The 15927-nt window shown below is 45.8% G+C and carries 13 protein-coding genes, 1 other RNA gene, 6 pseudogenes and 1 riboswitch; of the genes and pseudogenes, 17 read left to right on the top strand and 3 right to left on the bottom strand.

The window, feature by feature from the left end:
- Positions 1–130: 130 nt before the first annotated feature.
- Complete coding sequence (locus D368_RS17570; RefSeq protein ID WP_128575019.1) at positions 131–376, top strand: DUF5446 family protein; 246 nt, start codon at positions 131–133, stop codon at positions 374–376.
- Positions 377–421: 45 nt separating this feature from the next.
- Positions 422–790, top strand: a complete 369-nt coding sequence (locus D368_RS17565) for a YppE family protein (protein WP_003153529.1) — start codon at positions 422–424, stop codon at positions 788–790.
- A gap of 38 nt (positions 791–828) precedes the next feature.
- Here the strand turns inward: D368_RS17565 and D368_RS17560 are convergent, their stop codons facing one another.
- Positions 829–1011: a YppF family protein gene (locus D368_RS17560; protein ID WP_003153532.1), complete on the bottom strand. Its 183-nt coding sequence runs from the start codon at positions 1009–1011 to the stop codon at positions 829–831.
- A gap of 186 nt (positions 1012–1197) precedes the next feature.
- Between D368_RS17560 and D368_RS17555 the strand changes: the two are divergent.
- Positions 1198–1631 (top strand): annotated as a pseudogene (locus tag D368_RS17555) (YppG family protein).
- Positions 1632–1660: 29 nt separating this feature from the next.
- Here D368_RS17555 and D368_RS17550 read toward each other — a convergent pair.
- Positions 1661–2074, bottom strand: coding sequence for an Hsp20/alpha crystallin family protein (locus D368_RS17550; protein ID WP_070082015.1), 414 nt, complete (start codon positions 2072–2074; stop codon positions 1661–1663).
- A gap of 137 nt (positions 2075–2211) precedes the next feature.
- Between D368_RS17550 and D368_RS17545 the strand changes: the two genes are divergently transcribed.
- The 9 genes and pseudogenes from D368_RS17545 (at position 2212) to D368_RS17505 (ending at position 9566) form a co-directional block, all read left to right on the top strand.
- Positions 2212–2718, top strand: coding sequence for a PTS sugar transporter subunit IIA (locus tag D368_RS17545; protein ID WP_128575018.1), 507 nt, complete (start codon positions 2212–2214; stop codon positions 2716–2718).
- Positions 2719–2816: 98 nt separating this feature from the next.
- Positions 2817–5062 (top strand): annotated as a pseudogene (locus D368_RS17540) (DEAD/DEAH box helicase).
- Positions 5063–5081: 19 nt separating this feature from the next.
- Positions 5082–6320, top strand: a complete 1239-nt coding sequence (locus D368_RS17535; protein ID WP_128575017.1) for a ribonuclease H-like domain-containing protein — start codon at positions 5082–5084, stop codon at positions 6318–6320.
- A gap of 121 nt (positions 6321–6441) precedes the next feature.
- A pseudogene (locus D368_RS17530) lies at positions 6442–6549 on the top strand (hypothetical protein); the annotation flags it as partial.
- 83 nt (positions 6550–6632) lie between these two features.
- A complete protein-coding gene (cotD, locus tag D368_RS17525) occupies positions 6633–6869 on the top strand; it encodes a spore coat protein CotD (protein WP_003153539.1) in 237 nt (78 codons plus the stop codon).
- An 88-nt stretch (positions 6870–6957) separates the two neighbouring features.
- The gene (locus tag D368_RS17520; RefSeq protein WP_014305282.1) at positions 6958–7506 is read left to right on the top strand and encodes an SLOG family protein; all 549 of its coding nucleotides are present in this window, start codon (positions 6958–6960) and stop codon (positions 7504–7506) included.
- A 79-nt stretch (positions 7507–7585) separates the two neighbouring features.
- Positions 7586–7885 carry a cell division regulator GpsB gene (gene gpsB / locus D368_RS17515; protein ID WP_003153541.1) on the top strand — a complete coding sequence of 100 codons (300 nt, stop codon included), beginning with the start codon at positions 7586–7588 and terminating at the stop codon, positions 7883–7885.
- Positions 7886–7940: 55 nt separating this feature from the next.
- Positions 7941–8322, top strand: an RNA gene (gene rnpB, locus D368_RS17510) — RNase P RNA component class B.
- A 96-nt stretch (positions 8323–8418) separates the two neighbouring features.
- Positions 8419–9566 (top strand): annotated as a pseudogene (locus tag D368_RS17505) (THUMP domain-containing class I SAM-dependent RNA methyltransferase).
- 58 nt (positions 9567–9624) lie between these two features.
- Here the strand turns inward: D368_RS17505 and D368_RS17500 are convergent.
- Entirely contained in the window at positions 9625–9777 is a 153-nt protein-coding gene (locus D368_RS17500; protein WP_003153548.1) for a YpzG family protein, read from the bottom strand.
- 166 nt (positions 9778–9943) lie between these two features.
- Here D368_RS17500 and D368_RS17495 point away from each other — a divergent pair, with 166 nt between their 5' ends.
- From D368_RS17495 to pbuX, 5 genes and pseudogenes are all read left to right on the top strand, one after another.
- Complete coding sequence (locus tag D368_RS17495; RefSeq protein ID WP_003153550.1) at positions 9944–10135, top strand: hypothetical protein; 192 nt, start codon at positions 9944–9946, stop codon at positions 10133–10135.
- Between the two features lie 104 nt (positions 10136–10239).
- Positions 10240–12159, top strand: a complete 1920-nt coding sequence (locus D368_RS17490; RefSeq protein WP_071391708.1) for an ATP-dependent DNA helicase — start codon at positions 10240–10242, stop codon at positions 12157–12159.
- Positions 12160–12270: 111 nt separating this feature from the next.
- A pseudogene (locus D368_RS17485) lies at positions 12271–13772 on the top strand (carboxypeptidase M32).
- Between the two features lie 133 nt (positions 13773–13905).
- A riboswitch (purine riboswitch) is annotated at positions 13906–14005 on the top strand.
- A gap of 99 nt (positions 14006–14104) precedes the next feature.
- Positions 14105–14688: pseudogene (gene xpt / locus D368_RS17480) on the top strand (xanthine phosphoribosyltransferase).
- The coding region (pbuX, locus tag D368_RS17475) for a xanthine permease PbuX (protein WP_486129294.1) at positions 14685–15927 on the top strand (1243 nt) is incomplete at its 3' end. The pseudogene xpt and the gene pbuX, both read left to right, overlap by 4 nt.

Below are 15927 nucleotides of genomic sequence, written 5' to 3'. Positions count from 1 at the left end.
GGCACGCCTTTTAGGATAATCTCTGTTTGTTTGCCGAACTGCTTCTAGTTTTGTCATGTGCAGAGGAGAGCGGTATGAAAACGAGAATTATATTTGAAAGAGACGCAAGTGATAAAAGGGAGGAACATGAATGTCTGTTTACACGAGCAAGGCTGATATTCTCCGTCTGCTTTCTGATATTGAAACCCGGATTTTTGCTGCTGAAAAGACGCTTACTCAAGCAGTCAGATCCTGTCAGGCGGAAGCAGAAGAAATCAGGCAGGAGAAACTTTCCCGTCTTGAGGAAGAGGCGCGGGAGCTTCATGTTTGTATTGATGACCTGTTTTTGACTGACCGGCGTAAAAAGGATTTGCCGAGAGCCTGCCGGATAAGCTGATTTTGTGCAAAAACTTTGGTACCATATGTACTGAGGTGAGTCCGTTTGCAGACACAGTCGTTATTGGAGCTGACAGAACAAATGATAGAGGCGGTTCTGGAAGCCGAAAAAAGGTATCAGGATGGAAAAGAGTCAGGCCGTTCATATGATTTTTTTGAGACGATTAAACCCGATGTTGAAAAAAGAGACCGGCTTTGCGCGCTTTGGACAGAAGCAGCGCTTGCGTTTATTCAGGAAAACCGTCCGAAATACGTTCATCATGCACAAATTCAGGCCGTTACAGAAAATTTCGGGGAGCTGATGCTCCAATCATATGTTCATCATATTCATAAAAAAAGATACAGGGATTTAACTGAATCTGTTTTATATACGCTTCGTATATTAAGGGATGAAATTGAAAAAGAAGGCAGCTGAAAACGGCTGCCTTCTTTTATATAAAGGGGTCGGGTATGTTATTCATACGCCGGGTTTTCTGCTCCACTTGCTTCGAGAACCTTCATACTGTTTCGAAATTCGGTTGCGGTGAGATGGCCTTGAATATAGAGAAATTTTGCAAAGTCCATCAGTTTATCTGCACAATCTGTTTCATATTTTTTCACTTCAGCAAAACGCTTTCTTAAGTATGATACGTTCATAATGGTGCATCCCCTCTCATGTATGTTGAGATTATGTTAACATAACGATTCGACTTTTTTCTGTTTTTAAAAAATTAAGACTTTCGACAGCATTTGACAAAAATCAGAATCACCCAAAGCACATAACCAAGGCGGAATTCATACATATATAGCAGAAACTTAGTGAGAGACAAGGGGGAATGTCATATGCAATGGAGAGCGCAGCCATATCAAAATATGTACCAGCAGCCGGCGGGATATTTCTACCCGCAGCAGATACAACCATTACAGCCGCCGTATCCGCAGCAGATACAGCCATTGCAGCAGCCGCCATATCATCAGCAAGGGCAGTACCCGCAGCAATTTTATCCGAATCAGGAATACGGTCATATACAGCCGCCGTATGCTCCCGCTCCTCCTCAGGCAGGCATGCCCGGGGGCCAGCCGGAGTTTGTGAATCCTTACCCCGTTCCCAGACCGAATCAGCAGCAGTCTTCCCAATTCTCAGGCATACTCTCCCAGTTTAAAAAACGAACGGACAGTTTGACTTTAATAAAATGATGGATACAACGGGGCAGATGGTAAGCGCCGTAAATCAGGTCGGATCGCTGGTGAAAGGCTTCACCAGTATCTTCAAATAAAAAGCATGAATGATATTCATCATTCATGCTTATTTTTTGGGGAAAAAGAGGGTAAGCGTCTGTTCATTCCAGGATGTTTCCATATCTTCTTCATTTACCTTATACGGGAGGACAACGGTTCTTGTCATGCTTGAAGATACATGGGATGAATGAGCCTGTTTATGATCGTAGCGGATTGTAACGTGAAGGTAGCACCCTTTCGTTTCCACCAGCATATCCCCGTCACGGAACGTCTCGGGAACGCCGATATCAACCGCGAGGCCCGTCGGCTCTTCTCTGACGTCAATCGTCACTTGCGCTTCAGTAAAAGCCGAATTGACAAGGTGCTGAAAACCCTGCATCAATTCTGCGAAGGGACCTGAGTGAAAAAATTGGTCCATCGCATGGCTGATGATGTCCTCATTTCTTTGCGGATCAAGTTTATCGTTTTGTGATTGATCCATATGACCACCGCCTTTTTACAAACAGACTATGCGATGTTATGCCGTATGGTTAAGAATTGAAGGAAAAAGAAAGTATGGTTAAATAGTGGAGAATAAACTGGTAACGGATTCACATTTAGGAAGGGGAGCACAACACATTGCTGAAAAAATTATTCGGATTGGGAGACAGCCGGAAAAAGCCGGCCGAGGAAGTGATTTTTTCTCCGGCTGACGGAGCGGTGATGGATTTGGCTTCAGTGCCGGATCCCGTATTTTCACAAAAAATGATGGGGGACGGGATCGCCGTCGAGCCTGCAAACGGAGACGTTGTTTCACCGGTTGAGGGAGAAGTGATTCAGCTGTTCCATACAAAACATGCTGTCGGCATCCGCACCCTTTCCGGAGCGGAACTTTTGATACATGTCGGTTTGGATACCGTCAATATGAACGGCGAAGGCTTTGAAGCGCATGTAAAAGAAGGAGACAAAGTGAAAACAGGCGATCTGCTTTTAACGTGCCGGCTGGATTTAATAAAAGAAAAAGCAAGCAGCACCGTCATCCCTATGGTGATTATGAATGGCGATGCCGCAGAACCTTTGCAATTTGCAGGCGCAAATGAAGCGAAAAAAGGACAAACAGAGCTTTTTACGATAAAAATGAAGTAGGCAGGGGCTGATTCCCTGCTTTTTTTCTTGTGCAGGATTTTCATCTAGCCAGGCAAACAAATATTCGGTAAACTGTACCTCATAAAGAGGTGTGAACGATGAAGAAAAAATCACTGAGCGAACTGATTCAGGAATTAAAAAATCATGAAAATATTGTGCATTGGCATGAAGAGGAACCGCGGGAGGCGAAAACCATGCCGATGCCGGAGCAAGTAGATCCGAACATTCGGGCTGCTCTCGAAAAGAGGGGGATCGAGCGGCTTTTTACACATCAATACTCCGCTTTTCAGACGGTTCAAAACGGAGAAAGCATTGTCGCCGTCACACCGACGGCCTCCGGAAAAACACTTTGCTATAATCTTCCGGTTCTTCAGTCTATCGCGGAAGATGCCTCAAGCCGCGCGCTTTATTTATTTCCGACAAAGGCGCTCGCGCAGGATCAAAAAAGCGAGCTGAATGAAATCATAGACGAGACGGGTATGGACATTAAAAGCTTCACCTATGACGGCGATACGTCTCCGGCCATCAGGCAGAAAGTCAGAAAGGCAGGGCATATTGTGATCACAAATCCCGATATGCTTCATTCAGCCATTCTTCCCCACCATACAAAATGGGTGAGTCTGTTTGAAAACCTGAAATATATCGTCATTGATGAATTACATACGTACCGCGGCGTATTCGGCAGCCATGTGGCGAACGTCATCCGCCGTTTAATGAGAATCTGCGCTTTTTACGGAAGCACGCCGTCATTTATCTGCACATCCGCCACAATCGCCAATCCGAGGGAGTTGGCGGAGCAGCTGACGGGGAAATCTGTGCGCCTGATTGACGACAACGGTGCCCCGGCAGGAAGAAAGCACTTTGCTTTTTACAATCCGCCGATTGTAAATAAACCGCTGCATATTCGAAAAAGCGCCACCGTGGAAGTGAACGAACTTGCCAAAACTTTTTTAAAAAATAAGATCCAGACGATTGTTTTTGCCAGAAGCCGTGTCCGGGTTGAAATTATTTTAAGCCACATTCAGGAGATCGTAAAAAAAGAAATCGGCGCGAAGTCTGTCAGAGGCTATCGCGGCGGATATCTTCCGAAAGAAAGAAGAGAAATAGAGCGGGGGTTAAGAGACGGCAGCATTCTCGGCGTTGTCAGCACAAACGCGCTGGAGCTCGGCGTTGATATCGGCCAGCTTCAGGTCTGCGTGATGACGGGGTACCCGGGCAGTGTCGCGAGCGCATGGCAGCAGGCGGGCCGGGCCGGACGGCGGCAGGGTGAGGCGCTTATCGTGATGGTGGCGAACTCTGATCCGATTGACCAATATATTGTGCGCCATCCTGATTATTTCTTTAAACGCTCGCCTGAATCTGCACGGATTAATCCCGATAATCTCATTATATTGGTCGATCACCTGAAATGCGCCGCGTATGAGCTGCCTTTCAGAGCCGATGAAACATTCGGAGAAAATGATGCGAGAGACATTCTCGAGTATTTAGAGGAAGAAGGGGTGCTTCACGAAAACCGCGAACGCTATCACTGGGCGAGCGAATCTTTTCCCGCCTCCAACATCAGTCTCCGTTCGGCGTCACAGGAAAACGTGGTCATCGTTGACCGGTCAGAGACGGCTGATGTAAAAATCATCGGAGAAATGGACCGCTTCAGCGCGATGACGCTTCTTCATGACGAAGCGATTTATCTTCATGAAGGGGTGCAGTATCAGGTTGAAAAGCTTGATTGGGATCATAAAAAAGCGTACGTGCGAAAGGTCGATGTCGAATATTATACAGATGCCAATTTAGCGGTGCAGCTGAAAGTGCTGGACATTGACAGAACGGACAGCAGAAAGAAAACGGCCTTACATTTCGGCGACGTCACCGTGAACGCACTTCCGACAATATTTAAAAAATTAAAATGACGACATTTGAAAATATAGGATCAGGACCGATTCATCTTCCTGAAGAAGAACTGCATACCAGTGCAGCCTGGCTTGAATTAAAAGAAACGGATTCGGAGATCGGCGAAAAAACGCTTGAACAGCTGCTTATAGGCATTGCCCACGTCCTGCAGCATATCGTGCCTGTATACGTCATGTGCGACCGAAATGACGTGCATGTCGTGCCGCAAATCAAAGCCGCACATACGGGACTTCCGACAATCTTTCTGTATGATCATTATCCGGGCGGAATCGGACTTGCCGATGAAGTATATAAGCGATTTGATGAAATCAATGAAGGGGCTGAGCGCCTGATCAGACAATGTCCATGTCAAGACGGATGTCCTTCCTGCATCGGCTCCGAAATAGAAGGAATAGATGCAAAGAAAGCGATACTCAAGCTCTTGAATTACGTGTAAAAGAAAAGGGGGACGAAAGATGTCCTTGAAAAATAAATTAAAGCGGATGAAAAACCACCTGAATGTGCCGGAAGCTGAAAAAAAGCCGGCAGCTTCACAACTTTCGGTCCCGGATATTCAAGTCCCGTTTAGAGAAGAATGGGAGGCATTCGGAGTGAAGCCTTTCTTTTTTGAGGATGAATACTGTCTTATCCGCGAAACCGTCTATCCGCTTTCGCACCGCCACGGACGGTACAGCTTCAGTGAACTTGATGACGTCATGGCATTATGGAATAAAGGCGGTTTGACACATACTTTATCAGCAGAAGGATACGAAAAAAGCCAGCTGTTCTTCTTTGATACTGAAACGACCGGCCTCGGCGGCGGGGCAGGCAATATGATCTTTTTGCTCGGCCATGCAAGAGTGTATGAAGACCGTGTCGCGGTTAAACAGCATCTGCTCCCTAAACCGGGAAACGAGACGGCTCTTTACAAAAGCTTTTTAAGTGAGGTTGACATTACGTCCCTTGTTACGTATAACGGAAAAGCCTTTGACTGGCCGCAGGTAAAAACCAGGCATACATTGCTGCGGGACAGGCTTCCGAAACTTCCTGACTTCGGGCACTTTGATCTTCTGCACGGGGCGAGACGGCTTTGGAAACATAAGTTAGAGCGTGTATCGCTTTCGACGGTTGAAAATGAAGAGCTTGCTTTTAAAAGGGACGAAGACACCCCTGGTTATTTGGCGCCGATGCTGTATTTTCAATTTTTAAAGGCGGAGGACCCGGCTCTTTTAAAGGGAGTGCTCTCGCATAATGAACAAGATGTGCTTTCCCTCATCGCTCTTTACATCCATATGTCAAAAAAGATTTTTGCATCTTCTGATCAGACGTCAGAACGTCAGGAAGCATACGCCATGGCGAAATGGTTTATCGCTCATAAAGAAACCGATCGCGCCGTTTCGCAGCTGGAAGCGCTGCAAGGCAAAGACTTTGAAGATTCGGATCGGGCCCTTTTTGACTTAGCGATGCTTTATAAAAAACAAAACCGCAGGCAAGACGCCGTGCCCCTTTGGGAGAAACTGACGGGCTCTGATCTTCACACATGCAGACACCAATCAGCGGTTGAGCTGGCGATCTATTTTGAGCATCATGCAAAAGATTACAAAAAAGCTCTGCAGGCCGCACAGCAGGCGGCAGAAGACGGGGAAATATCGGAAAAAGAAGCCGAGAAGCTCCATGTAAGAATTGCCCGGCTCAAGAGGAAATATTCCTCTTAAAATATTGCCCGGGAAAGCGCAAAAGCCGAGCTGTTTCGCCAAAAATATTTTTTTCTGAATCCGCATCGATTTTGTTGTAGAATGGTGCCGCATCTTGTAAAATAGCGTTAGTTATTTATAGGGGAGAGTTGGTATGTATAAAGGTGTTTTTTACTTGTTCTTTGTCGTGGTTTTTTTGATTGCGTTTGTATTTTCGAATTTTAAAGACAGCTTGCTGACGCACTTTTAAATTGGGTGATTGAATTAGAACATGCACCCTCTTTTCTTCATAACCTAACAGTGTAATAAAAGTTAATGGAGAGGGGATTTAGCATGTTTCATCATCATTGTTGCAGACCAAACGTGATGCCGCCGATTGTCCATCCGACTCATTGCTGTGAACACCATTGCTTTTCTAACACGGTTGTGCCGCATATTCATCCGCAACATACAACTAACGTAAATCACCACAACTTTGAGCACGTTCATTACTATCCGCACACTTTTTCAAATGTTGACCCGACAACTCACCAGCATTTTCAGTGCGGAAGCCCTTGCTGCGATCATTAGTATTGAATGCTTAAGCAAGATCGGTTAGGATATCAGCAAATCAAAATGGGGCCCGATGGGGAGCCCCATTTTTTAAGCAGGTGATCAATTGAAAGTATTAGCCGTAACGGGGTACAAGCCGTTTGAACTCGGGATTTTTAAACAGGATGACCGGGCGCTTGTTTATATAAAAAAGGCGATAGAAACCAGACTCAGAAGCTTTATTGACGAAGGCTTGGAATGGATTCTCATATCCGGACAGCTGGGGACTGAGCTTTGGGCGGCAGAAACGGCGTATGATCTCAGAGAAGAGTATCCGGAATTAAAGGTTGCCGTTATCACGCCTTTCTACGGCCAGGAGGAAAAGTGGAAGGAGCCGAATAAAGAAATGTATGAAGCGGTGCTTGCTCAGGCAGATTATGAGGAGAGCCTGACGCATCGGCCGTACGAAAGTCCTCTCCAATTCCGGCAGAAAAACGCGTTCTTTATTGAAAAGTCAGATGCGCTTTTGCTTTTATATGATCCGGAGGTGGAAGGGTCGCCGAAATATATGCTGCAGCAGGCAGAAAAACGCCGTGAAACCGACGGATATCCGATTTATTCGATTACGATGGATGATCTCCGTGCCGCCGTTGAAGAAGAAGATTTCTTTACATAACACGTCAGAGAATATTTGACAACGGGACGTGTTTCTGAATAAAATATAACATGATGATTCACGATATGAGGTGAAAAAGATGCTTGCTGATAAAGTAAAGCTTTCTGCGAAAGACATTTTGGAAAAAGAATTTAAAACAGGCGTTAGAGGTTACAGACAAGAAGACGTTGACAAATTTTTAGATATGATTATTAAGGATTATGAAACCTTTCATCAAGAAATTGAAGAACTGCAGCAGGAAAATCTGCAGCTGAAAAAACAGCTTGAAGAAGCAAGCAAAAAACAGCCGGTGCAGTCCAATACGACCAACTTTGACATTCTGAAAAGGCTGTCCAACCTTGAGAAACATGTATTCGGCAGCAAACTTTATGACGAATAAGGCAGATGCACTTGTCAAATGAGACAAGTTGCTTTATAATGAACAAGTGTTCTTAACGTTCGGGTAATCGCTGCAGATCTTTGAATCTGTAGAGGAAAGTCCATGCTCGCACGGTGCTGAGATGCCCGTAGTGTTCGTGCCTAGCGAAGAAATAAGCTAGGGCAGCCTTGATAGGCTGACGGCAGGAAAAAAGCCTACGTCTCCGGATATGGCTGAGTATCCTTGAAAGTGCCACAGTGACGAAGTCTCATCAGAAATGGTGAGAGTGGAACGCGGTAAACCCCTCGAGCGAGAAACCCAAATTTTGGTAGGGGAACCTTCTTGAAGGAACTGAACAGATAGAAGGACAGAATACTTTCTGTAGATAGATGATTGCCGCCTGAGTACGAGGTGATGAGCCGATTGCAGTACGACGGAACAAAACATGGCTTACAGAACGTTAAACATTATTGATATGACAAATTAGAGCTCTCCTTTAAAGGGGAGCTTTTATCTTGAATGAAACGAAAGCTTAAAAGAGACAGGGTGATACGATGAAGAAGTACACACTAATAGCGACGGCGCCGATGGGAATTGAAGCGATCGTCGCCAAAGAAGTGCGTGATTTAGGTTATGAATGCAAAGTAGACAACGGAAAAGTCATTTTTGAAGGAGATGCGCTTGCGATCTGCCGCGCTAACTTATGGCTGCGGACGGCTGACCGCATTAAAGTACAGGTCGCCGAGTTTCAGGCAAAAACGTTTGATGAGCTGTTTGAAAAACAAAAGCGATTGACTGGCGCGCGTACATTCCCGAAAACGCAAAGTTCCCCGTTATCGGAAAGTCCGTGAAATCAGTGCTTGCCAGTGTGCCCGACTGCCAGCGGATCGTCAAAAAGGCGATAGCGGAAAAGCTGAAACTTCAATCAGGAAAACAAAATGAATGGATTGAAGAAACGGGACCCGAGTATAAGGTAGAGATTTCCCTTTTAAAAGATAAAGCGGTGCTTACGCTGGATTCATCAGGAACAGGCCTTCACAAACGGGGATACAGGGTTGATCAGGGCGGAGCTCCGATTAAAGAAACGCTCGCTGCCGCGTTAATTCTGTTAACCAACTGGACGCCTGACCGTCCGTTCGTCGATCCGTTCTGCGGTTCCGGCACGATCGCCATCGAAGCCGCTTTAATCGGGCAAAACATTGCTCCGGGTTTTAACCGTGATTTTGCTTCAGAAGACTGGGAATGGATCGGAAAAGAACTATGGGACAAGGCGCGCCTTGAAGTGGAAGAAAAGGCGAACTATGATCAGCCGCTGCAGATCTTTGCCAGTGACGTAGATCACCGGATGGTAAACATCGCCAAAGAAAATGCAGAAGAAGCGGGACTTGGGGACCTGATCGAATGCAAGCAGATGCGAGTGCAGGATTTTACGACGAAACTCGAATTCGGCGTTATCGTCGGAAACCCTCCGTACGGCGAACGGCTCGGCGAAAAAAAGGAAGTCGAGCAGATGTATAAAGAAATGGGCCGGGCATTTGAATCTCTTGATACATGGTCTGTCTACATGTTAACGTCAAATGAACAATTTGAAGAGGTCTACGGAAGAAAAGCAACAAAAAAACGGAAGCTCTTTAACGGTTTTATCAAAACGGATTATTATCAGTACTGGGCTAAAGTGCGGCCGCAGCGGAAAAAGCCGTAACAAAGAGAAGACGCCTGAAACAGCGTCTTCTCCGGCATCTTTACGTTTTATTCTGCCATTACCAGCGGTGCGCTTTTGCGTTGCTCCGTAAAATAATGTTGGTCTGGGACATTTCGGTGTGGCCGTTCACCTGCGATTTAGAGCGTTTCGGCCGCGTCCAATTGTGATGAAACAATTCAGAATGCTGATCTAATCGATCTTTATAACTCATGTAACCATCACTCCCGGATAGAATAATTTTGTGAAGATGGATATTCGATCGAATATCTGTTGTAGTTTGTGCAGGTCAGGTGCGGATCATTCAGGATGGCATGTATAGAAAGTGAAGCATCGGCATAGAATGATGATTATTTCTATTTGAGAGGTGATCTTATTTTATGCTGAACAGCGAGCACTTCAGTAAAATACAAAAGGCGTTAGACGCAACTGCTTTCCGGCTGGAGGAAGCCGGAGCGGAGTTCGGTCCTTCCGCCATGACACACGCACAGGAAGAACTTGAAAATGCGGTAAAACATACACATTCAACAGACCATCCGTTCCTATGTACACATATCATTAACCGGAAATGAGTAATGACAAAAACTTGGCGTGGCCAAGTTTTTTTGTTGTAGTGAAAAGGGTTAAATGATATTATAGATGGTCTGAATGCCGAATAGTTAGGGGTTGGAGTTGGGTGACAACATCACGTTTGCCTTTTGCTTTAACAAAAGAAAAGAATTTTTACGAAGAATTGAACAATTGGATTGGTGACGTGTTTTACGATATCCTTCCCGAGAAAGGCTTTGACCTTCGGGATGAGCAGGTATTTATGGCGTTTCAGCTTGAACGGGCTTTTAAAGAGAAAAAGGTCATGTTCGCTGAGGCAGGAGTCGGTACGGGGAAAACGCTGGTGTATCTGCTGTTTGCCATCAGCTATGCAAGATATACGGGTAAACCGGCCATTATCGCATGCGCCGATGAAACGTTAATAGAACAGCTTGTCAAAAAAGAAGGCGACATTTCCAAGCTGACAGAACATTTGGATCTGCAGATTGATACACGGCTGTCCAAATCCCATGAGCAGTATCTGTGTCTGAAAAAGCTTGAGAAAACGATGCAGCGTTCTGATGATGAAAAGTGGCTGGATCTTTATGAGTCGCTGCCTTCATTCGTACACGAATCACAAGCGATGCAGCGCTTTTATCCGTACGGCGACCGCAAACAGTACGCTGATTTGACAAATGAAGAGTGGGCAGGCGTCAGCTATGATTCCTTCCAAGATTGTTTAACATGTGATATGAGACATAGATGCGGTTTAACACTTTCAAGAGATCATTACAGAAAATCAACGGATCTGATTGTTTGCTCCCATGATTTCTACATGGAGCATGTATGGACGGAAGAATCACGCAAAAGGGAAGGGCAGCTGCCGCTTTTGCCGGATCACAGCGCCGTCGTGTTTGATGAAGGACATCTGCTGGAATTCGCCGCGCAAAAAGCGTTAACGTATCGTGTGAAGCAGTCGACGCTTGAGCTGTTTTTAGAGCGTCTGCTTCAAAATGACATCAGAGAGGAATTTGCCGAACTGATTGAAGATGCCCTTGCCGCAAACGATGAGTTTTTCTATGTGCTGTCAGAGGAATCGAAGGAAATCGCCGGCTCTCACCGATTGGACATCCAAAACGACCAGCGTGTTAAGCGTGCGGCTGACGAACTGTGCCGTCTGCTCGATAAAATCGGCGAGGCGCTCGTATTTGAATCGGAAATGTATACGATCGATAAGTACGAGCTGTCAGTCGTAGAAGAATACGTCGAACAAATGGCATATTCGCTGTCGCTGTATCAAAAGGATGCCATCAGCTGGCTTGAAACGCGGGATACAGACTCAACGTTTGTCGTTATGCCGAGAACTGTAGCCGAAGTTTTGGGGGAAAAGGTCTTTTCTAAAAAGATTCCTTATATCTTCTCATCGGCCACTCTTTCTGAGGGCGGTTCATTTGATTATATCGCTGACAGTCTCGGAATCCGTGAACCTTTATCATTTACCGTTGAATCTCCGTACGATTACGAGGAGCAAATGTCTGTTGCGCTTCACGGTGACATGACGTCTGAGCAGAAAACAGCCGAAACGATTGAAACCATTAAGGAGAATGAAGGACGCACTCTCGTTCTTTTCCCTTCCTTTGAAGACATGAAGGAATTTAAAGAACAGGCTGCCGCGTGGGAGCTGCCGTATCCGATTTACTACGAAGGCGACGAGGAGATCAGCAGTCTGGTCGAAAAATTCCAGCGGGATGAAGAATCCGTGCTTTGTTCCGTCCACTTATGGGAAGGTCTTGACATTCCCGGTGACTCGCTCCGGAATGTGACCATTTGGGCATTGCCGTATCCGCCTCATGATCCTGTGTTTACCGCAAAGCGAAACGGAGCGAAAAAAGATCCGTTTGAGGAAGTTGATCTGCCGTACATGCTTTTGAGAGTCCGGCAGGGAATCGGCCGCCTCATCCGTTCTAATCAGGACAGCGGAACCATATCCATTTATGCGGGCGGAGAAAGTGAACGGGTCCTGGCCGAAGTCAAAAAGGTCTTGCCTGTTACACCGAAAATCATATAAAAACAAAAGCTGCAGGAATCTTATCCTGCGGCTTTTTTAAATCCGGGAAGTTGACTTTATTACGGCGTTCCATTAGCCTGTAATTGATAGTGAAAAGGGAGGGGAACGGATATGGATTTACATACATATGAAAAAGAGTTTTTTGATCTGTTAAAAAGAGTATCCCACTATGAAGAAGCCATTGCGCTCATGCATTGGGACTCAAGAACGGGAGCCCCGAAAAAAGGTTCTGATGACCGGGCGGAAAGCATCGGGCAGCTGTCGGCTGACGTTTTTCAAATCCAGACATCCGACCGGATGAAAGAGCTGATTGACATCCTTCTCGCGCATGCAGAAGAGCTCTCTGAAGATACAGTGAAAGCTGCGGAACTTGCAAAAAAAGATTATGATCATAATAAAAAATACCTGAAGATGAGTATAGAGAATATGTCATTTTGACATCGAAAGCGGAAACGGCTTGGGAGGAGGCAAGGGCAGCCTCTGATTTCTCTATGTTTGCTCCGTACCTTGAGAAGCTGATTGATTTTAATAAGCGGTTTATTTCGTATTGGGGCTATGAAGATCATCCATACAACGCATTGCTCGATATTTTCGAACCGGGCGTTACGGTAAAGGTGCTGGATCAGCTGTTTTCTGAATTGAAGGAAGCGATCATTCCGCTTGTCAAAAAAGTGACGGCATCCGGAAATAAACCGGACACTTCCTTTATAACGAAAACGTTTCCGAAAGAAAAACAAAGAGATCTCTCCTTGTATTTCTTAAAAGAACTTGGGTATGAGTTTGACGGCGGCCGCCTGGACGAAACGGTTCATCCGTTTATGACGACGATCAACCGCGGCGATGTGCGGGTGACGACCAGATATGACGAAAACGATTTCCGCACGGCGATTTTCGGAACGATTCATGAATGCGGGCATGCGATCTACGAGCAGAATATTGACGAAGCCCTGAGCGGAACGAACTTATCTGACGGTGCATCCATGGGAATTCATGAATCCCAATCGTTATTTTATGAAAACTTTATCGGCAGAAATCAACAATTCTGGACCGCCTATTATGAAAAAATGGTTGAGGCTTCACCTGATCAATTTCAAAATGTAAAAAGAGAGGATTTTGTACGCGCCGTAAACGAGGCGAAACCGTCCTTTATCCGAATTGAAGCCGATGAGCTGACATATCCGCTTCATATTATTATCCGTTATGAAATTGAAAAAGCAATTTTCAGCAATGAAGTGACAGTGGAAGAACTGCCGGCATTGTGGAATCAAAAATATCATGATTATTTAGGCATTACGCCGCCATCTGACGCAAAAGGCATTTTGCAGGACGTACATTGGGCGGGCGGCGATTTCGGCTATTTCCCTTCCTATGCGCTCGGATATATGTATGCGGCACAGCTGAAGCATACCATGCTTGAGGATCTGCCTGAATTTGATCAATTAATAGAACGGGGCGACTTTGAGCCGATCAAACAATGGCTGACAGATAAGGTTCATCAGCACGGAAGACGCAAAATGCCGCTTGATATCATAAAAGATGCAACGGGAGAAGAATTGAACGTTCAATATCTCATTGAGTATCTCGTCGGCAAATATTCAAATTTATATTTATAAACGAAACGCCCGGCATACACCGGGCGTTTTTCTAAAAATTCTAAAAAGACGAATAATCGAAAACTAATTCTTTGTAAAAGTTCGGAAATATTCAAATTTCACTATGCAAAAGAAGTGTATCTTGTTATAATTTGATTAATATCATACGAACACTCATATAATCGCGTGGATATGGCACGCAAGTTTCTACCGGTCACCGTAAATGTCCGACTATGAGTGAGCAATGGGACGGCTTTATTCGGCCGTTACGTGTAGATCATTCGGCATTGCTTGCTCTTTTTTTGGAGAGCGGGCAATGCTTTTTTTATTTTTTATAAGCGGGGGTAATCATTGTGGAAGCATTAAAACGAAAAATAGCAGAAGACGGAATCGTTCTTTCTGATCAAGTGCTGAAAGTGGATTCTTTTTTAAACCATCAAATTGATCCGGTTCTCATGCAGCAGATCGGCCGGGAATTTGCGAGCCGTTTTGAAAAAGACGAGATAACCAAAATCGTCACAATTGAATCTTCGGGCATTGCCCCTGCGGTAATGGCCGGTCTTGAACTCGGCGTTCCCGTCATCTTTGCGAGAAAAAGGAAGTCTCTCACGTTAACGGATGATCTGCTGACGGCGTCCGTCTATTCTTTCACGAAAAAACAGAAAGTCAGATTGCAATCTCCGGAAATCATCTCTCGCAAGAAGACCGCGTGTTAATCATTGACGACTTTTTAGCGAACGGACAGGCGGCAGAAGGACTTTTGTCCATCGTAAAACAAGCAGGCGCAGCGGTTTGCGGGATCGGAATCGTCATTGAAAAGTCATTTCAGCCGGGAAGAGACGAGCTGGTGAAAAAAGGATGCCGGGTCGAATCACTGGCGAGAATTCAATCGCTTGAAGACGGAAAAGTGACATTTGTACAGGAGGTCCGTTCATGAAAAACGGCTATGCCAAAACACTTTCCCTCGGTATCCAGCATGTGCTTGCCATGTATGCAGGCGCCGTCGTCGTCCCTTTAATTGTAGGAGCGGCATTGGGACTGAACGCAGAACAGCTGACATATCTCGTATCAATTGACATTTTTATGTGCGGGGCGGCTACGCTGCTTCAAGTATGGAGGAATAAATGTTTCGGCATCGGCTTGCCTGTTGTGCTCGGCTGTACGTTCACCGCGGTAGCGCCGATTATTTCCATCGGTAAGGAGTACGGAATTTCAGCCATTTACGGAAGCATTTTGGCATCGGGGCTGCTTGTCATTCTGCTGTCGTTTTTCTTCGGCAAGCTCGTATCCTTTTTTCCGCCTGTCGTAACCGGATCTGTCGTGACGATTATCGGGATGACCTTAATGCCGGTCGCGATGAATCATATTGCCGGCGGGGAAGGCAGCAAGGATTTCGGTGATCCGGCTAACCTTGCCCTCGGATTTACGGTGCTCGTCATTATCGTGCTGCTTTATCGGTTTACAAAAGGATTTTTGAAATCCATTTCAATTTTAATCGGCATTGTCATCGGGACGGCCATCGCATATTTTATGGGAAAAGTGCAATTTGACAATGTGGCGAATGCTGACGCCATTCAAATGATTAAACCGTTTTATTTCGGGACGCCGACATTTCATGCGGCACCGATTATTACGATGTCCATCGTTGCCATTGTCAGCCTTGTTGAATCAACCGGCGTCTATTTCGCTCTCGGTGACCTGACAAACAGGCGCCTGTCTGAACGTGATTTAGCAAAAGGCTACCGCGCGGAAGGTCTGGCGGTGTTCATCAGCGGCATTTTCAATGCTTTTCCGTATACGGCCTATTCCCAAAACGTCGGCCTCGTGCAGCTGACGGGGATTAAGAAAAACGCAGTCATCGGTGTCACGGGCGCACTTTTAATGCTCTTCGGCCTTTTTCCGAAAATCGCAGCCTTCACGACCATCATCCCGTCTTCAGTACTGGGAGGCGCGATGGTGGCCATGTTCGGCATGGTCATTTCCTACGGCATTAAAATGCTCAGTCAAATTGACTTTAAAAAGCAGGAAAACCTTCTGATCGTTGCGTGTTCGGTCGGATTGGGACTCGGTGTAACCGTCGTTCCCGATATGTTTAAGCACCTGCCTTCTTACTTAAATCTGCTGACCACAAACGGAATCGTCGCCGGAAGCTTTACCGCCGTCCTTTTGAATATTG

This window comes from Paenibacillus lentimorbus NRRL B-30488 (assembly GCF_000411595.1).
Classification (GTDB): domain Bacteria; phylum Bacillota; class Bacilli; order Bacillales; family Bacillaceae; genus Bacillus; species Bacillus velezensis.
The sequence above is the reverse complement of the archived record's forward strand: the minus strand, read 5'-3'. Positions and strand labels throughout refer to the sequence as shown.